Genomic DNA, 17,133 nt, shown 5'->3' with positions numbered 1-17,133 from the left:
CTCATGCCGGTCACCTCGCCGCTGTCGCAACGGCGCACGGTGACGGCATTACTGCTGCTGACCTTCGCCACCGGCCTGGTCGACGCGGTCAGCGTGCTGGTACTCGGCCGGGTGTTCGTCGCGAACATGACCGGCAACGCGATCTTTCTGGGCTTCCTATTCGTCGCCCACGCCGGCATCGATCTGACCGCGGCGGCCGTGGCGGTCGGCGGGTTCCTGCTCGGAGCGATCGCCGGCGGCCGCTTGGTGCGGGCACTGGGACAGCGACCCCGGACCTGGGTCACCACCGCCTTAGGCATCGAGGTGGCGCTGCTCCTGGCGCTGGCCGCACTGGCCGGGTTCGGGGTGCTGCGCTACCACGACGCCAGCAAGCTGGTTTTGATCGTCGGCCTCGCGGTGGCATTCGGCATGCAGAACTCGACGGCGCGCCAGTTCGGCATCCAGGAGCTCTACACCACGGTGCTCACCTCCACGATCGTCGGAATCGGGTTGGACAGCAGGCTGGCCGGCGGGACCGGGCACCGCGAAAAGCTGCGCTACGGCGTGGTATTGACGATGATCGGCGGCGCCACGGTCGGCGCGACGCTGTCTCATGTCGTGGTGGCGCCGGTGATCGCGCTGACCGCGGGCGTGGTCGCCGTGAGCCTGCTGCTGTTCCGCTACGGCTAGCCCCTCTTCGCACGAGATTGCGACCATGCAGGGAAATCGGCGAAATCGCCTGCGCCAGTGCAATCTCGAGTCGGAAGCGCTGCTCAGACCCCGCCGTACTCGGGGCGCAGAATCGAACGCAGCGCCGCTAGCGGGATGTGCGCCTGGACGTTGCCGCCGTCCATGTACCACTGCATCTGGTTGTACTGGATCGGCGAATCGTGGCTGACCGGATAGTCGGGCATGTACAGGATCAACTCGTCGGGGGTCAACGCCCACGACCGGTAGCCGCCGGAGAACACCTTGTCCGGGGTGAACCGCTCGGGGACGAACGGGTAATCCCCGGGCCGGTGCTCCCAGAACGCCCGGTCGAGTGCCTCGACGATGTAAGGCTCGCCGAGTTGTGGGATCGTCGCGAGTGGGTCCACCCCGGGCTTGGTGATGTCGGCCAACTGCAGCTGGCGGCCGCCGGCCCCCATGTCGAAGGTGAAGGTGCGGTAGGCGTTGTTGATGTAGGGGCCGTCGGAGTGATAGTCCTCGTGGAAGACCACAGTCAGCGCGTTGCCGTGCTGAAAGATCTCGAAGTTCTCGTTGCCCCAGCTGTCGACGACCATCGAGGCGCCCTTGGCACGCCAGTTGGTGAACAACTTCGACAGGTAGTCGCGAATCGGCGGGCCCGCCACCGGGTGGTCGACCAGCTCTGGCGGCACCGCCATCCGGATATAGCGGGTGGCCAGCCGCTCGGAGCGCACGTCGGTGCTGCAGTAGTGCCCGTCCCAGTCGCCGCCCAGCCCGCTGCAGAACGACGGGGCCGAGGCACCGGCCTCGGGTGCGGCGCACACCATCAGCGCCGCCGCCGTTATCCCCGTCAGTAGCCGGGTCGCCCACATAGCTTGCCTCCTAGGGCAATTCGACTTTGCTCGCCAACCATCGACCGTCGACCTTCTGCATCGTCATCTTCATCCGGCTGCGGTCCACCCGCGGGTCCGGGCGGGTGGTGTTGCTAACCGTCTGATTGACCATCAACAGCACCACTACGGTGTCCGTGGACTCGGACTGGACGGCCGAATCCACCACGACGCCTTGGGCCGACGCCTTGTTGTCGATCAGCAGCTGGCGCAGCTCCACACTGGCCTTGGTGTAGGTGTCCTTGAAATCCCCGGTCGCGCCGTTGAGCACCGCGGCGAAATCGTCGTCCACCCTGTCGGAGTCGATGCTGGTCAACACCTGGGCGTAGTCCACCGCGGCGCGTTGCCCGGCCGCGGCGGCGGCGGCGACCCGATGCTGCTGCCACAGCTGCCAGCCCAACCCGGCGACCAGACCGAAGACCATCAGGTAGGCGGCTGCGACACCCGCCATCGCCGGCGTGCGGCGCCGAGAGCGCACCGGTCGAGCCGGCTCCGGCACTTCTTCGGGCAGGTCTTCGGTGGTATCCGGTTCGTCAGCGGTGCTCACCGCGGCGTCTCCTTTGAAACATCAGCGTGGTGGATCGATCAACAGCGGCGGCCCGCCGTACTCGAGAGGAATCGTGTAGCGGCCCTTGGGGGTTGGATCGGTGGTCGCGGCCAGGTCCGCTCCGGGCGGAGGGCCCGCGGTGTCGTCGCCCGGTGGGCGTGGCGCATTGTGGGCGCCGCGCACCAACACCGACTGGTCGGTGTCGCGGCAGTAGCCGTACAGGAACGGTTCGGGAAAGTCCGCTGCCGACGGGTTGCGCCGCGGCGTCCCATAGTCGCAGGTGTAGCGCGGGTAGATGTCGACGGTCGCCCACATCCCGTCCTCGTGGATGGCCGAGCTGAGCGCCTCCACCGTCGAACCCCGGTAGTTGGGGAACAGCGCGTTGAGTGCCGGTGTCCGCACGTAGAGCAGCTGCGCCGTGGTGACCAGGTTGCCCAGCAGCCCAACCATGGTGTCGGAGTTGTCGTCGAAGAGGCCGTCGACCGACGACAGCATCGCCGGTGACTGATCGACCAGCTGCCGGTAGCCGCCGATCATCGGGTTGACGCCTTTGAGCACCTTGTCGAGATTGTCCGACGTCGCGGCCAGACCGTTGTTGACGTCGCTGAGCATGGTGAGCACTACCCGGCTGGTCTTCAACAGGCTCACCGTCTGCGGCAGAACCGAATCCAGGGTCGACAGCAGGAAGGTACCGCCGTCGACGATGTCGGTGAGCTTGCGCGGGCCGTCCTCGGAGAGGCTGAGTTCGGACTTGATCAGATCGAGCTTGCGCGGGTCGGTCTGGGCCAGCATGCCGTCGGCGTCGGCGAGCAGCTGCGAGATCGGGATCGGCGTGGTCGCCTGATCGCGGGCGACCACGCTGCCGCCGGACAGGAACGGGCCGGTGTTCGATGGCGGCTCGAAGTCGATGTACTGCTCGCCGGCGGCTGACAGACCAGAGACCCGCACCGTGCTGGCCGCCGGGATCTTGACCGTCGAGGAGATGTTGGCGACCGCGTCGACCCCGTTCGGTGTGACCCGCAACGACTCGATCCGGCCCACCGGTACCCCGCGCACCGACACGTCCTGGTTGGCCAGCAACCCGCCGGAATCCGGCAGCGCAATCGTGATCTGGTAGGTCGAGCGCGCCGGATTCACCTGCAGCGCCCCGACGAGCAGGTAGGCGGTCGCCACTACCAGTGTCATCGCCAATGCGAGCCCGGACAGCAGGTTCTTGCGCCGGTAGCCGGCGCGGACCAGGGCCACCAGGTGCCGGCTGAGTGCCTCGATCATGGTTTCGGCCCCGGTGTCGGCGGGCCGGGCTCGGCAGCGGCCAACTCTGCTTCCGCCGGGGTCGGGGGTATCGGCGGACCGACCGCGGTCCACGGCTCCTGCCCCATGTCGGAGTCCGGGCCGCGCCCCACCACGCGTTCTTGGAGCCGCCACAGCGCGTACTTGATCGAACCGGCCATCTTGGCCCAGTCGTAGCGCTTCGGGCCGTGAAACGCCGGGTCGCCCTTGAACCCGGCATCGGGCATCGAACCCCACACCAGGCGGTCGATGCTGGCGTGCACCGAAACCCCCGAGCCGACCGTCATTTTGACGATCGGTGCGACCAGCCGGTTCAGCGCGTACAGGCTGGTGTCGGGATCGGTGGCCACGTCGTTCCACGCGCCGGCGACCGTGTTGGCGTCCTTGATGAAACTGTGCCCGGAATCGTCGGTTCCGGCGATCGAGGGGAACCGGGCCAGCTGCCGGCTGGTCGCGCCCAGTTGCTCGACCAGGTCGGCGAGCTGGCTGGTGTTGTCCACCAGGGTGTCGGTCGCCGGAACCGCTGCGTTGAGGACGTCGGTGAGCGCGGCGCTGCGCGCATCGAGCTGGTCGGCGAGTCGGCTGGTCTCGCGCAGCGCCGTCTCGATCTCGCCGGAACGGGCATTGAGTTTCGTCAGCAGTTCGTTGGACTGGTTGATCAGCTTGCCGAACGCCTTGCCCTGGTCGCCGGTCGCCTTTCCGGCTCCGTTGACGATATTGGTGAAGTTCTGCACCGCCCCGCCGTTCACCAGCAGCGCCGCCGAGCTCAGCACCGACTCCACGGTGGCCGCCGACGCGGTGGACTCCAGCCCGATGGTGTCGCCGTTTTTCAGCAGCGGCGCCGACGGGTCCAGGGGCACCGGCGGCTTGATCGCCACGAACACATCACCCAGCGGTGTCGCCGAACGCAATTCCGCGGTGCTGCCCAGCGGAATCCGGGCACCGTCCATGATGCGCAGCGTGGTGACCGCGGTGTAGTTGCGGGCCGCCATCGACTCCATCTGGCCGATGTCGGCACCGGCGAGCTTGACCTTGGCGTGCCCCGGCAGGTTCAGTGCGTTGGCGAACACCGCGGTGATCAGATAGCCCCCGCTGCCGATGCCCGGCGCCGGCAGCGGCAGGCTGTTCAGGCCACTGGTGCCGCAACCCGACGCCGACGAGGTGATGACCGCACTGCACAGCAATGCCATGGCCGTCCTCGGTGCCCGTCTGCGTCGTTGTCTCACGTCTACTGTCCCATCATCGAAAGGCCGTCGAGGACGTAGGTGAGGCCGAAGTCCGGCCCGTAGTCAGCCAAAGTCCCCGTTCCGCAACCCAATTGCCGAAGGTGCATCATGTTGCACAGCTCCTTGGTGCTTTGGCTGTCGACGAGAATCTTGTCGGCCAGGGCGTGCAGGCGGACCGCTCCGTTGTTGGTGTCGACGGTGTTGTAGATGTTCTCCAGGGTCAGCGGCAGCAGGTTGATGAGCTCGGCCAGGTCGCGCTGCTTCTCCACCAGGGTGGTCACCGCGGTGTCGCCGTTGAGGACGGCCTGCTTGAGGTGGTCGCGATTGGCCTGCAGCAGCGTCGTCGCCTGGGTGACGATCTCGTTGAACTTGCGGCCGGTACGCCCGGTCCCGAAATCCTCGTTGGCCAGCATCTGACTCAACTGACGTGTAGTGGAACCGAATTGGCGCAACTTCGCGTCATTGCGGGCCGCCGCGTCCATCAGCGAGCTGAGGTTGGTGATGATCGTGGTCAACTGATCACCGGTCGCCTCGCCGCGGTCGGAGCTCAGTTGCAGGGCGCGCGACAACTCGCTCAGCGCGGATTTGATCTTCTCGCCGTTGCCGTCGGCGATATCGGCGCCGGCGTTGATCACGTCGGCCACCGGGCCATTGCCCTTGCCGTCGCCGCCGAGCGATTTGGAGACCTTGTCGAGCATGTCGAGCACGCGATCGAAGGCCACCGGTGTCCGGGTGCGGTTCAGCCCGATGGTGGTGCGGTCGGCCAACACCGGGCCGCCCGCATACGCCGGGGTCAGCTCGATCTGCCGCGCGGTGAGGATCGAGGTGTTGATGGTCACGGCGTGCACGTCGGCCGGGATCTTCACACCGCGGTCGACGGTGAACTCGGCCTCGACGTAGCCCCCCTTCGGGGTGATCTTCTTGACCTTGCCCACCGGCATCCCGAGCACCGCCACCACGTTGCCCTCGTATAGCCCTGCGGCGCTGTCGAATTGGGCCGTGACGGTGATGTGTCCGCCGAACGGGTTCAGGTAGTAGGCCGCGGCGGCGGCGACGATCAGCGCCCCGGCGATCAGGGTGGCAAGCATCGCCCGGACGCGGCGCCGGCTGGTGACGGCATTGCCGTTACCGGTGCCCGGTTCTTCTATCGGCTCGTCGGCGAGGACGGCCGGTGCCGCGCTCATCTGCAGTCCTTGAAGTACTCGATCATGCCGAACTGCTTGGCGCGGCCGCTGATCGCGCACATCCACGAGTCGATCGCGATGCCGTTGCCGGCGAAGAACTCGATACCGGGGCCGTAGCCGGTGGCGTTGGTCAGGCCCCGCAAGGGCGGCGGCGCGGACTGGATCAGGCTGCGCAGCAGATCGTCATGCTGGCCGAGCATGTCCGAGAGCGCACGCAGGTTGACCAGCATGTCGTCGAGCATCACCCGGTCGTTGACCACGACGTTGTTCAGGTTGCCCGTCAGATTGGTCAGCGCAGCCAGCATGGCGTGGAAGGTGTTCTGCCGCGCCACCAGTTCTCCGATGAAGTCCTGGCCCTGATCGACCAGGTTTCCCAGGCTGGTCTGCTGGTTGCGCAGTGTGGTGGCCACCCGCTGGGTGCTGGCGAGCAGGGTGCCGATCTGATCGCGCCGGTCGGCGGTGATCTTGGACAGCGAGTGCAGATTGGCCATCGCTTGCGGAATCACCGGCGGGAGTCCGCTCAATTGTTGGCCGAGCACGGCCAGGGACTGCCCGAACTGGTCGGAGTCGACCTGGTCGAACGTCGTGGTGGCGTCCTCCAGCAGCGACTCCAGGGAGTAGGGCACCTCGGTGTGGGCGAGGGTGATCCGTTTGCCGGGCAGCGAGCCGGCGCCGTCGGGCTCCAACCGCAGGTAGCGCGAGCCCAGAATGGTCATCACCTGGATCGTCGCCCGGGTGTCCTTGCCCAGCGGGATGTCATTGCGCACCGTCAGGCCGGCTTCGACGTGGTCACCGGCCAGGCGCATGCTCGATACCCGGCCCACCTCGATGCCCGCGACCACGATCGGGTTGCCGGGGGCCAGCGCGGCGGCCTGGGCGAACTCCGCGGTGTAGCGCGTGTAGCCGAAGCCGAGCACCTTGACCAACAGTGCTGCGGCCACGACGACGGCCACCACGGCCAGTGCCCCGAACCCCAGCCAGGTGGTGTTGTAGGACTCCAGCGGTCGGGTGCGCCACTGACGGACGAACTTCATGGCGCTACCCATCGGCGGTGTTCCTGCATCTCGGCGTGTGCCACGCCAGGTTCTCCCGGGTTATCGGGCGGGCATTGCCCGGGGTAGCCGCGTTGACGATGATCGTGGTGATGTCGTTGAAGCCGGGGAAGAAGCCGGTCGCATTCAGATCGCACAGGTAAGCGTTGCCGTAGGCGCCGTCTCCGAACGCCCGGCCCAGGCCCTTGAGCACCAGGGGCAGGTTGGCGCCGGTGAACGCCAGTTGCGGTTCGATTCCGGCCATGTGCTTGGTGAAACCGGGTTCCCGGTTGATCATCTCCTCGAATGACGGGAAGACCTCGTCGGCGATCCGCGAGAGCTGGCGCGTCACCTGGGCCAGCGAGCCGACCGAGGACTGCAGGGCCGGGCGACGCGCATCGAGGTCGGCGACCGCGGTCCGCGCCTGGGTCAGCGCATGGTCGAGCTGATCGTTCTGCCCGGCGATGGTGCCGGTCAGCCTGTTCAGGCTGGTGATGAGGTCACCGAGCACCTCGTCGCGCCCGGCCAGTGTCGCGGTCAGCGTCGACGACTGATCCACCAGCGCGGTGATCGAGGCCTGGTCGCCCTGCAGCGACTGCAGCACGCCCTTGGTCAGATCGTCGGCCTGCTTGGGATTCAGCAGCGACATCAACGGTTTGAACCCGTTGAGCAGGGCGCCGACGTCGAAGGACGGTTCGGTGCGCTCGACGCCGATCACGCTGCCGCGCGGCAGGATTCGTTCTTGGCCGGGGGCGCCCTCGCTGGCGCCGAGCGACAATCCGAGGTAACGCTGGCCGATGATGTTCTGATACGTCACCGACGCGACGGTGTTGCTGTAGAGCTTCTGGTCGCTTTGGACGATGAAGGAGACGCTCGCGAGTTTCCCGTCCAGTTCCACCTTTTCGACCCGGCCCACCCGGACCCCGGCCATCCGGACGTCGTCGCCTTCGCGCAGCCCGTAGACGTCGGTGAACACCGCCGCGTAGGGCGTCGTCGCGCCGGCCACGTCACGGCGCAGCGTGGCATACACGAGCCAGGTCAACACCATCGAGATGACCATGAACAGGGACAGCCCGACCAAGGGGCCCCGGAATCTCATTTGTGGCCACCGTCTTTCGCCGGTGCCGGGACGAACGAGACCGCCGAGCCCCGCGCGACCGGACCCAGCAGCAGCTGGGTGGCCACCGAGGCCGGCTCGCTCTGACCGGTGACAAGCCCGGTGATCAGACCGAGCTGGTTGCGTTCGGCCTGACTGCCGACTGGTCCCACATTGCCGCCGAAGGACGCCGGCGCCGCCGGCTGCCACTCCGGGGCGTGCGGCTGGACCGGGATGATCGGGCTCGGCGGCGGCGGGGGAGCAGGGTCGAGCGGGTCGGCGGTGCTGGGAACCCGCGGGAAGGGTCCGGTCCACCACGGCAGCGGAGGGTTGGTGTCCTCGAGGCTGCGGTTGGGGTCGACCAGCGGCGGCCCGACGGCGCGCAGCTTCCCGTCGGGGCCGATCTCGGTGCCCGCCGGCGGCTCCAGGCCGGCGGGGAAGTTGTAGTTCTGCGGCAGCATGTTCTCGGGCAGTTCGGGACGCACTGAGATCAGCGGCGCGGTGAAGCAGCTCGGGCCCTTCACGTCGCCGTACTGCGGGCAGTCCGCCCGGGTGTAGGTGTGCATCGGGGTGAAGGACAGGTTGGCTCGCATGTTCCTGGTGACCAACTTGGGGTCGTAGAGCTGGTCGAAGAACTTGTCGGAGAGCCGGTTGACCCGGGTGAAGATCGGAACAAACTTGTCGGCGTTGTTGGCCAGCACGCCGATGACGGGCGTGAGGTCATGGGTGATCTGGATCAGCTGATCGGTGTGGTTGTCGAGCGCTTCGCGGGTGACACCCACGGTGTGCTGGCTGCCGGCGACCAACGAGGCCAGCTCGGCGCGCTTTTCGGCGAACGCCCGCATCGGCTCGACGGCCTGGTGCAGGGCGTCGACCAGGTCGGGGGCGCTTGCTTGCAGGCCATGGGTGGCGTCGAGCAGCGCCGAGACCGTCGACGGCCCGGGGTCGGTGGCGACGATGCCGTTGAGCTGATCCAGCAGCCGGGACATGTTCGCGCCGGCGCCCAGCAGCTTGACGCGCCGATTATCGGTGGCCGCGCCGACGGCGGCCAGAATGCCCAGGCTGTGGTCTTCGCGACTACGGCCGGTGGCGGCCAGGATGTCGCGCAGCTTGGAGACGGTGGTCTGGAAGATCACCGTCGACAATTCGCCGTTCTCGGCGATGTGCGTGCCGTCCCGGATGGTGGGCCCGCCAGTACCGGAGTCGACCAGCTGAATCGATGACACCGCGAAGACGTTTGAGGGCACCACCCGGGCGGTCACCGACGTCGGGATGTCCTTGGCGTAGTCGGGTTTGAGGTTGATGTGCACGAAGTTCGGTTTGCCGTAGGCCGCCGGGATCACGTCGGTGACGTTGCCGACCAGCAGGCCGTGGTACTTGACGTCGGACTGGGCGGGTAAGCCGTCGCCGACGTTCATCAGGTCGGCCACCACCCGCACGTAGCTGTTGAGCATGCCGGTGGACTTGGCCAGCAGGCCCGCGGTGACCAACGCGATCACCGCGAGAACCGCGACGCCGGCGCCCAGCAGTTGGCGTTCGGAGGGGCCGCGGCCGTCGAGATCGAGTGAGTTGCTCATTCAGCCACCGAACCTGGCGCCGGCGTCGATGCTCCACAACGCCATCGTCAGCAGCATGTTGACCATGATCACGATCGTGATGGAGGCCCGCATGGCGCGGCCGGCGGCTACTCCGACGCCTTCGGGGCCGCCGGAGGCGTAGAAGCCGTAGTAACACTGCACGGTGGAAGCCAGCCACACGAACACCACGCACTTGATCACCGAGTAGACGATGTCCTTGCCGCTCAGCATCATCGTGAAGTAGTGCAGGTACGGCCCGATCGAGCCGCCGCTGATGACGCCGGTGACCACCTGACAGGTCAGGTAGGTGATCGCCAGGCAGGCCACGTACAGCGGGATCACCGCGATGGTCGCGGCCAGCAGCCGGGTGGTGACCAGGTAGGGGATGGGCTTGATCGCGATCGACTCGAGGGCGTCGATCTCCTCGGCGATCCGCATCGCGCCGAGTTGCGCGGTGAAGCGGCAGCCGGCCTGCATGGCGAACGCCAGCGACGCCATGATCGGCGCGAGCTCGCGGGTGTTGACCAGCGAGGAGATGATGCCGGTCGCCGGACCCAGACCGAGCAGGTTCAAGAAGTTATAGCCCTCGATCGCCACCAGGGCGCCGGCGGTGAATCCGAGCACCACGGCCACCCCGGCGGTCCCGCCGCCGACCACGATGGAGCCGTTGCCCCAGGCGATGTCGGAGAGCAGCCGCAAGAACTCCTTGCGGTAGTGCCGCAGGACGGTCGGGACACCGGCCGCGGCCCGGCCGAAGAAGACCAGCATGTGTCCCAGCCGGACGGTCGGGGCGGATGCCATTCGGTAGGCGCGCAGCAGTGGGCGCGCGATCGCCGGGACGTACGGGGAGACCGCCATCTCTTACAGACCCGTCCGGGGATACAGCACGTTGTAGAGCTCGCTGATGCCGACGTTGACGATCATCAGCACCAGGATCGACTCGACGACCGACGCGTTCACCGAGTTGGCGACGCCGGCCGGCCCGCCCCGGGTGGACAGCCCCTTCTGGCAGGACACCACCGCGACGATTGCGCCGTAGACCACCGCCTTGATCAGCGCGACGATCATGTCGCCGGTCGTGGCGAACGAGGAGAACGTCGCCACGAAGCTGCCGGGCGCGCCCTTCTGGAAGTAGACGTTGAACAGATAGCTGGCCAGGAATCCGACGAAGCAGGTGATCCCGGTCAAGGCGACGCCGATCATGATGGCTGCGGCGAAGCGCGGCACGACCAGGCGGCGGATCACCGAGACGCCCATCACCTCCATGGCGTCGGTCTCCTCGCGCATGGTGCGCGAGCCCAGGTCGGCGGTGATCGCCGAGCCGACCGCGGCGGCCATCAGCATCGCCGCCACCAGGGACGCGGCTTGGCGGATGACGGCCAGCCCGGCGGCCGCACCGGCCAGTGACGTCGCCCCGACCTGGTTGGCCAGCAGGGCGAACTGGATGGACAGGGTCACCCCGATGGGCAGCGCCACCAGCACCGTCGGCAGCACCGCCGTGTTGGCCATGAACGCGCTCTGCCGGACGAACTCGCCCCACTGGAACCGGCCGCTGAACAGATCGGTGAAGAAGTACTGCACGGTGCGCACGGCCAGCACGCACTGCTCCCCGACGGTGGTCAGTGATGCCAGCGGGTGGCGGTTGACGTAGCCGACGGTCCAGTCCTCAATGGCGGCCACCCCGTCGAGGGGCGCCGTATCGCCGGATTCACGTTGACCTTGGGTGGTCATCGGTCGCCGACCGTGCACTTGCGACCACCGACGGTCGGCGATTCCGCGCTGGGCCGATGATCCATGGCGGACATGGTAGCCACCGTTCTTACTCCAAGGTAGGGTTCGGCGATTCCGGCACCGACTCGTGAAGGAACCGGTGGGATGTGCGGCGCGGCGGTCCGCACAGAACTCATCGGACGTCGGCGCGGCGTTTCATCCGGCCATGATGTCGGAGACCGTGCCCCGGCAGCAGCGCTTCGAGCAACATGACTCGGCTTATGGCCGGGTTACTCACCGGTAGCACCGATTTCGCGGATTCAGTGTCCTGTGGGCGGCCGCGGTGGCAATACTCGACGCGGACGAAACCGAGCGCGGGGAGACTGCCGATGCGGAGATGGTGGGCGCGGGCCGCTGCCGGTGCGGTCGCCTGCGCGGCGGCGACCGGGGTGCTGCCGGTGCCGCGCCCCGCCGTCGCTGATCCCAACCAGCCGCCGGCCCTTCCGGTGTTCGTGCCGACGCCCACCGACTGGTCACCGCATATGGACTTCTGGCCGTACAACACGTTCACCTATCAGGTCACGCCGGAGATGATCAGCGGCATGTCGGACTCCTGCCAGTGGTTCACCGCGCAGTTCGACCCGCTGATGGGCCAGATCAACGACTTCAACCGCATCCTGGCCGAGCGCCACGACGTCTACCCCGGCGTGCAGTCGCAGGCCGATGCGGTGCTGGCCAACATCGACCGGTCGACGGGTTTTCTGGGGCCGCGGCTGCAGCCGCTGACGATCCGCAACACCCCCGACAACTACGGGCCCTATTCGCCGATCTACGGCGGCGAGCAGCTGACCGGGGTGCTGTTCCAGTTGTCCCGCATCGCCGACAGCATGCGCAAGAAGCAGCCGGCGGGCTTCGCCCGTCCCCATATCGATTCCGCCGCCGGGTGGGGCAGTGCGTTACGGAATTCCGGGGCCTGCACCTGAGCTCCCGCCGCTGCGGGTAGGTTCGGTCACGTGTCGGAGGAGACGGATTCGGCCGACGATCACGTCGAAGTCGAGGCCGAAGACGAGGCTGCCATCGAAACGGCAACCGACGAAACGGCAACCGACGAAACGGCAACCGATGAAACGGCAACCGATGAAACGCAGCCCGTCGACGCCGATGCCGGCCCGGGAAGCACGAGGCGGCGATGGATCGCCGTGGCGGTGTTGGCGCTGGGCGTGATCGGCGCGGCCTACGAAGGCTGGCTGCTGTTCGCACACCATCAGCGCGAGGTGGCCGCCGCGCAGGCGCTCGACGCCGCCCAGAAGTACACCACCGTGTTGACCGGGGTGGACCCGGCGGCGATCGACAAGAACTTCGCCGAGGTGCTCGACGGGGCCACCGGCGAGTTCAAGGACATGTACGCCGCGTCCAGCGAGCAGCTGCGCCAACTGCTGATCGACAACAAGGCCGCCGCGCACGGCACCGTCATCGAGGCGGCGGTCAAGTCCGCGGCCAAGAACCAGGTCGAGGTGCTGCTGTTCGTCGATCAGTCGGTGAGCAACAAGGCTTCTCCGCAGGCGCGGATCGACCGCAGCCGCATCGTGATGACCATGGAGAAGGTGAACGGCCGCTGGCTGGCCGCCAAGGTCGACATGCCCTGATTATTGGGCGGCCCGCCGTTAGTTGAACGCCAACCAGCTGGGCAGTGCGCGTTCATGGGCGTCGCACAGCACCTGGGCGGTGTCGCACGATCCACGCGGCACACCGGCGCCGGTCCACATGCCGCCGGCGTCGCGGCGCAGCACGACCGCCGACGACGAACCGCCGTCGAGCAGGACGGCGTGATCGCTACCCAGGCCGCGGAACAGGTCCTGCATGTTGTCCGGGGTGTAGTGGCCGCCCTGGAAGATGTACATCTCGTCCTTGGCCCGCGAATAGCCCAGCGCGGTGCGCGCCGCGCTCGGGCCGCCGTCGTTGAGTTGCCCGGTGACGCCGGGCGCCAGCAGCCCCAGGCCGCTCACCGCGACGAACCGGTCTCCGCGTTCCACCAGGCCGGTGATGGTCGGCCCGGCCGCGTCATAGTCCCCGCCGTCGCGGCCGCCGCGCGGCCACAACACATACGGCGCACCGCGGGTCGGCAGGATCATCGTGGTCAGTGTCGACCAGTGCTCGTTGCCGCCGGACAGTCCCTGCTTGCCGGCGTAAGGGATGGTGCCGGTGACGGCGACGTTGGCCCGGCCCTTGCCGCGGGTGTTGTCCACGTAGGCGCCCAGCGGGGAACTGCACTTGGTGGTCCGCCAGGATCCGCCGCGCTGGCCGCGGATGTCGAAGAAGTTGGCGTTGATCGCCACCATCGGCCGGCCCAGCGCCTGCCAGGCCTGCAGCGGGGTGTACAGCTCGGAGGCCTGCAGCAGCCCCTCGCTGGTGCGGGCCCGCGGATCGCGTTCGCAGCGGCTCTGGACACCGCTGTGACTGTCGACCAGCAGGTGCGGCTCGATGCGCTGCGAGGCCGCCTTGAGCACGACCAGGTGCCCGCCGCCGGACATCTCATACCAGTCGCCGGCGGCGTTGAGCATCGGTGCGGGATGCCCGCCGCCGAAGTTGTAGACCACGTAGGAGCCCGGCGTGCGGGCGATCGCGGCGGCCAACTGGTCTTGGGCGGCGGCGCGCGCGGTCGGCAGGCCCGGGCCGAACGCCAGGGTGGCGCACAGCAGCACCGCGCTGCAGCCGGCCGCCAGGCGGCGCGCGAAAGCCATTGGAGTCAACACTGTTTGCCCCTTCGGCTCCGGACCGGCAGACACCAATTTCCCAGGTTAGCCACAGAAACCGCCGGGGCAGCGTCCCGTGATCGGACTGTGCTCCGTCGGTGCCGGATCGGTTATCGGCGTGTTCAGCCGCCGAGACGGCCGCGCATCGCCCAGATCAGGATCTCCGCCGGCGCTTCGGCGCGCACCCGTGGGCCGCCGCCGCCGGTGAAGCGGACCGCGTCACCGGTGTGCAGGGCGCCGGTGCCCTCCAGCTCGACCTGGCCGCGGGCCACGAACAGGTGCGCGTAGGGGGCGTCGGGCAGTTCAACGCTGGCACCGGGTTGCAGCCGGGCGGCGTACAGCGTGGCGCCGGCGTTACCGATGGTGATCGCGGCGTGCGGGTCGCTGCCGGAGGCGACGGTGACCAGCCCACCGCCGGTCAGCGCGTCGCCGATCTCCTGCTGTTGATAACCCGGGGTGCGGCCGGGCGTGTCGGGCATGACCCACATCTGGATGAAATGCACCGGCGCACTGGCCGATTCGTTGCGTTCGGAATGCGCGATGCCGGTGCCGGCCGACATCCGCTGGGCCAGGCCGGGGCGGATCACCCCGGAGTTGCCGATCGAATCGCGGTGGGTCAACTCACCGGACAGCACCCAGGTGACGACCTCGGCGTCGCGATGCGGGTGCGTGTCGAAGCCGGACGCCGGCGCCACCACGTCGTCGTTGTTGACCAGCAGCAGTCCGTGGTGGGTGTTGTCCGGGTCGTAGTAGTCGTTGAACGAGAACGAATGCCGCGACGTCAGCCACGGTGCGCGGGTAACCGCCCGGTCGGCGGCCCGACGGACGTCGCGCAAGCCGGTCATGACCGCCAGGCTAACGCGCGGCGAGATGATTACCCCGCCTGTTCTTCGGGTACGCGCTGCAGGCGGCATTCCGTTCGACAAGCAGGTAGGTGATCCGCGATGGAACGTGCAAGCGCAAAACACAGCCCTCGGGAAGACGACCAGCTCAAGGCCGAGCTGCGGGGCACCTTGCAGGGCAACCGGTCCAGCCGGGTCGAGGAATGGCGTGACCCGGAGCCCCCCGCCGATGACGACCCGGACATCCCGCTGGCCGGCCCGCCGCCGGGGACCTGAGCAGAACGGGCCGCCGATGGGTTTTCCCGAACAGCAGCAGACCCCGCCCGGGGTTCAGAGCCAGATGCAGCCGGTGCCCGACTGCGGTGAAACCAGCTATCAGGGCTCCGGCAAGCTGGCCGGTAAACGTGCGGTCGTCACCGGCGGTGACAGCGGTATCGGCCGCGCCGTGGCGATCGCGTTCGCGCGCGAGGGCGCCGACGTGCTCATCGCTTACCTCGACGAGGACGAAGACGCCCGCGACACCGCCCGCTACGTCGAGGAGGCCGGCCGGAAGTGCGTGCTGGTCCCCGGCGACCTGTCCGACCCGAAACACTGCCGAGAGGTCATCGACCGCGCCGTCAATGAATTCGGCGGAATCGACGTGCTGGTCAACAACGCCGCCTACCAGATGAGTCATCCCAGCCTCGACGAGATCAGCGACGAAGAATGGGACTACACCTTCAAACTCAACATCGGCGCGTACTTCTATCTGGTCAAGGCGGCACTGCCGCACATGGGCGCCGGCGCGTCGATCATCGGCAGTTCCTCGGTCAACTCCGACGCCCCCAATCCCACCCTGGCGCCGTACGCGGCGACCAAAGCGGCGATCGCGAACTTCTCGGCAAGCCTTGCGCAGCTGCTCGGCGACAAGGGAATCCGGGTGAACAGCGTGGCGCCGGGCCCGATCTGGACGCCGCTGATTCCCTCGACGCTGCCGCCGGATGCGGTCGCATCGTTCGGTGACAACGTGCCACTGGGCCGCGCCGGCCAACCGGCCGAACTCGCGTCCAGCTATGTGCTGCTCGCTTCCGACGACGCCAGCTACATCTCCGGGGCGCGGCTGGCCGTCACCGGCGGACGGCCGATCCTCTAGATTTACCAGTCGGATTCGTCGAAGGTGATGACGCCGCGGATGTTCTTGCCGTCGACCATGTCGGCGTAGCCGTCGTTGATGTTCTCGAGCTTGTAGGTCGTGGTGATCATCTCGTCGACCTTGAGCAGCCCGGACTTGTACAGGCCCACCAGCCGCGGCGTCTCGATGTGCGAGCTGCCGCCGCCGAAGATGTTGCCCTTCAACGTCTTCTGCAACATGGTGAACAGGAACAGATTCAGCTTGACGTCGGCGTCGACCATCGAGCCCATGCCGGTGACCACGCAGGTGCCGGTCTTGGCGGTCAGCGTCAGCGCCTCTTCGATGTACTCGCCTTTCATGTCGCCGACGGCGATGATCACCTTGTCGGCCATCAGGCCCCAGGTCTCCTCCATGACCGGCATGATCGCCTCGGCCATCGACGGGTAGACGTGGGTGGCCCCGAACTTGACGGCCGCATCGCGCTTGAACGCCACCGGGTCGATCGCGATGACGCGCCGTGCTCCGGAGAGCACCGCGCCCTGCAGGGCGCTCATGCCGATCCCGCCGACGCCGATGATGATCACGGTCTCGCCGGGCTTGACCTCGGCGACGTTGGTGGCCGAGCCGAACCCGGTCGGCACCGCGCAACCCATGATCGCCGCGGTCTCGAACGGCACGTCTTTGTCGATTTTGACGACCGAGTCCTGGTGCACGGTCACATACGGCGAGAAGGTGCCGAGCAGGTTCATCGCCGAGACCTCGTGCGAACCGGCGTGGATCCGGTTGGTGCCGTCGGCGATGGCCTTGCCGCCCAGCAGCACCGCCCCGCGGTCACACAGCGAACGGAAGCCCTTCATGCACGGCGGGCAGGAGCCGCAGGCGGGGATGAAGGCCATCACCACGTGGTCGCCTTCTTCCAGGCCGGTCACGCCCTTGCCGACCTTGGTGATGACCCCGGCGCCCTCGTGGCCGCCGAGGGCGGGCAGCGCCATCGGAGTGGCGCCGGTGGTCAGGTGGTAATCGGAGTGGCACATGCCCGCGGCATGCATCCGGACCTGGACCTCGCCGTCGACCGGGTCGCCCAGCTCGATCTCGTCGACCCGCCACGGCGAGTTCAGCTCCCACAACAATGCGCCCTTGGTCTTCATGCGGGCGATCTTAGCCAGTTGGCCGGAACGTGTTACAACTCCGGTGCCCAGCACCCCGGGTG

18 protein-coding genes are annotated in these 17,133 nt (G+C 67.7%); 5 read left to right on the top strand and 13 right to left on the bottom strand.

Annotated elements, in window-relative coordinates; translation table 11 throughout:
• The first annotated feature begins 3 nt into the window (after positions 1–3).
• Positions 4–669: a YoaK family protein gene (locus tag AC5Y31_RS10365; protein WP_499980131.1), complete on the top strand. Its 666-nt coding sequence runs from the start codon at positions 4–6 to the stop codon at positions 667–669.
• An 83-nt stretch (positions 670–752) separates the two neighbouring features.
• Here the strand turns inward: AC5Y31_RS10365 and AC5Y31_RS10360 are convergent, their stop codons facing one another.
• From AC5Y31_RS10360 to AC5Y31_RS10315, 10 genes are read right to left on the bottom strand one after another with little or no spacing between them, the layout of a single operon-like run.
• A complete protein-coding gene (locus AC5Y31_RS10360; RefSeq protein WP_499980128.1) occupies positions 753–1,538 on the bottom strand; it encodes a mannan-binding family protein in 786 nt (261 codons plus the stop codon).
• A gap of 10 nt (positions 1,539–1,548) precedes the next feature.
• The gene (locus AC5Y31_RS10355) at positions 1,549–2,103 is read right to left on the bottom strand and encodes an Rv1363c family protein (RefSeq protein WP_499980124.1); all 555 of its coding nucleotides are present in this window, start codon (positions 2,101–2,103) and stop codon (positions 1,549–1,551) included.
• A 21-nt stretch (positions 2,104–2,124) separates the two neighbouring features.
• Positions 2,125–3,375, bottom strand: a complete 1,251-nt coding sequence (locus AC5Y31_RS10350; protein ID WP_499980122.1) for an MlaD family protein — start codon at positions 3,373–3,375, stop codon at positions 2,125–2,127.
• Positions 3,372–4,583 (bottom strand): MCE family protein, encoded by a 1,212-nt coding sequence (locus AC5Y31_RS10345; protein WP_499980118.1) that lies wholly within the window; start codon positions 4,581–4,583, stop codon positions 3,372–3,374. Before AC5Y31_RS10345 ends, AC5Y31_RS10350 begins: the two co-directional genes overlap by 4 nt.
• A gap of 38 nt (positions 4,584–4,621) precedes the next feature.
• Entirely contained in the window at positions 4,622–5,767 is a 1,146-nt protein-coding gene (locus AC5Y31_RS10340; protein ID WP_499980355.1) for an MCE family protein, read from the bottom strand.
• 32 nt (positions 5,768–5,799) lie between these two features.
• Positions 5,800–6,837, bottom strand: a complete 1,038-nt coding sequence (locus AC5Y31_RS10335; protein WP_499980116.1) for an MCE family protein — start codon at positions 6,835–6,837, stop codon at positions 5,800–5,802.
• Positions 6,838–6,841: 4 nt separating this feature from the next.
• Positions 6,842–7,933: an MCE family protein gene (locus AC5Y31_RS10330; protein WP_301632260.1), complete on the bottom strand. Its 1,092-nt coding sequence runs from the start codon at positions 7,931–7,933 to the stop codon at positions 6,842–6,844.
• On the bottom strand, positions 7,930–9,507 hold the full coding sequence (locus AC5Y31_RS10325) for an MlaD family protein (RefSeq protein WP_499980114.1): 1,578 nt from the start codon (positions 9,505–9,507) through the stop codon (positions 7,930–7,932). Before AC5Y31_RS10325 ends, AC5Y31_RS10330 begins: the two co-directional genes overlap by 4 nt.
• Complete coding sequence (locus AC5Y31_RS10320; protein ID WP_499980113.1) at positions 9,508–10,365, bottom strand: ABC transporter permease; 858 nt, start codon at positions 10,363–10,365, stop codon at positions 9,508–9,510.
• 3 nt (positions 10,366–10,368) lie between these two features.
• Entirely contained in the window at positions 10,369–11,238 is an 870-nt protein-coding gene (locus AC5Y31_RS10315; RefSeq protein WP_065023701.1) for an MlaE family ABC transporter permease, read from the bottom strand.
• 368 nt (positions 11,239–11,606) lie between these two features.
• Between AC5Y31_RS10315 and AC5Y31_RS10310 the strand changes: the two genes are divergently transcribed.
• A complete protein-coding gene (locus AC5Y31_RS10310) occupies positions 11,607–12,200 on the top strand; it encodes a hypothetical protein (RefSeq protein WP_065023700.1) in 594 nt (197 codons plus the stop codon).
• A gap of 30 nt (positions 12,201–12,230) precedes the next feature.
• Complete coding sequence (locus AC5Y31_RS10305) at positions 12,231–12,863, top strand: Rv1363c family protein (protein WP_499980110.1); 633 nt, start codon at positions 12,231–12,233, stop codon at positions 12,861–12,863.
• An 18-nt stretch (positions 12,864–12,881) separates the two neighbouring features.
• Here the strand turns inward: AC5Y31_RS10305 and AC5Y31_RS10300 are convergent, their stop codons facing one another.
• Positions 12,882–13,958 carry a phosphodiester glycosidase family protein gene (locus tag AC5Y31_RS10300; RefSeq protein WP_499980107.1) on the bottom strand — a complete coding sequence of 359 codons (1,077 nt, stop codon included), beginning with the start codon at positions 13,956–13,958 and terminating at the stop codon, positions 12,882–12,884.
• 134 nt (positions 13,959–14,092) lie between these two features.
• Positions 14,093–14,815 (bottom strand): pirin family protein, encoded by a 723-nt coding sequence (locus AC5Y31_RS10295; protein WP_499980106.1) that lies wholly within the window; start codon positions 14,813–14,815, stop codon positions 14,093–14,095.
• Between the two features lie 99 nt (positions 14,816–14,914).
• On the opposite strand from AC5Y31_RS10295, the gene AC5Y31_RS10290 reads away from it, so the two are divergent.
• Positions 14,915–15,088 (top strand): hypothetical protein, encoded by a 174-nt coding sequence (locus AC5Y31_RS10290; RefSeq protein ID WP_301632249.1) that lies wholly within the window; start codon positions 14,915–14,917, stop codon positions 15,086–15,088.
• Positions 15,089–15,104: 16 nt separating this feature from the next.
• Positions 15,105–15,944: an SDR family oxidoreductase gene (locus tag AC5Y31_RS10285; protein ID WP_499980104.1), complete on the top strand. Its 840-nt coding sequence runs from the start codon at positions 15,105–15,107 to the stop codon at positions 15,942–15,944.
• Between the two features lie 2 nt (positions 15,945–15,946).
• Here AC5Y31_RS10285 and AC5Y31_RS10280 read toward each other — a convergent pair whose 3' ends face one another.
• Positions 15,947–17,071, bottom strand: a complete 1,125-nt coding sequence (locus AC5Y31_RS10280; protein WP_065023695.1) for an NDMA-dependent alcohol dehydrogenase — start codon at positions 17,069–17,071, stop codon at positions 15,947–15,949.
• Positions 17,072–17,133: the final 62 nt, after the last annotated feature.

The sequence above is a fragment of the Mycobacterium sp. NGS18 genome (genome assembly GCF_059813185.1).
The sequence above is the reverse complement of the archived record's forward strand: the minus strand, read 5'-3'. Positions and strand labels throughout refer to the sequence as shown.

Coding starts and splice junctions, on each gene's coding strand:
- AC5Y31_RS10365 (WP_499980131.1), top strand. CDS start 4: ATGCCGGTCACCTCGCCGCTGTCGCAACGGCGCACGGTGACGGCATTA.
- AC5Y31_RS10360 (WP_499980128.1), bottom strand. CDS start 1,538: ATGTGGGCGACCCGGCTACTGACGGGGATAACGGCGGCGGCGCTGATG.
- AC5Y31_RS10350 (WP_499980122.1), bottom strand. CDS start 3,375: ATGATCGAGGCACTCAGCCGGCACCTGGTGGCCCTGGTCCGCGCCGGC.
- AC5Y31_RS10345 (WP_499980118.1), bottom strand. CDS start 4,583: ATGGCATTGCTGTGCAGTGCGGTCATCACCTCGTCGGCGTCGGGTTGC.
- AC5Y31_RS10335 (WP_499980116.1), bottom strand. CDS start 6,837: ATGAAGTTCGTCCGTCAGTGGCGCACCCGACCGCTGGAGTCCTACAAC.
- AC5Y31_RS10330 (WP_301632260.1), bottom strand. CDS start 7,933: ATGAGATTCCGGGGCCCCTTGGTCGGGCTGTCCCTGTTCATGGTCATC.
- AC5Y31_RS10325 (WP_499980114.1), bottom strand. CDS start 9,507: ATGAGCAACTCACTCGATCTCGACGGCCGCGGCCCCTCCGAACGCCAA.
- AC5Y31_RS10320 (WP_499980113.1), bottom strand. CDS start 10,365: ATGGCGGTCTCCCCGTACGTCCCGGCGATCGCGCGCCCACTGCTGCGC.
- AC5Y31_RS10315 (WP_065023701.1), bottom strand. CDS start 11,238: ATGACCACCCAAGGTCAACGTGAATCCGGCGATACGGCGCCCCTCGAC.
- AC5Y31_RS10310 (WP_065023700.1), top strand. CDS start 11,607: ATGCGGAGATGGTGGGCGCGGGCCGCTGCCGGTGCGGTCGCCTGCGCG.
- AC5Y31_RS10300 (WP_499980107.1), bottom strand. CDS start 13,958: ATGGCTTTCGCGCGCCGCCTGGCGGCCGGCTGCAGCGCGGTGCTGCTG.
- AC5Y31_RS10295 (WP_499980106.1), bottom strand. CDS start 14,815: ATGACCGGCTTGCGCGACGTCCGTCGGGCCGCCGACCGGGCGGTTACC.
- AC5Y31_RS10290 (WP_301632249.1), top strand. CDS start 14,915: ATGGAACGTGCAAGCGCAAAACACAGCCCTCGGGAAGACGACCAGCTC.
- AC5Y31_RS10285 (WP_499980104.1), top strand. CDS start 15,105: ATGGGTTTTCCCGAACAGCAGCAGACCCCGCCCGGGGTTCAGAGCCAG.
- AC5Y31_RS10280 (WP_065023695.1), bottom strand. CDS start 17,071: ATGAAGACCAAGGGCGCATTGTTGTGGGAGCTGAACTCGCCGTGGCGG.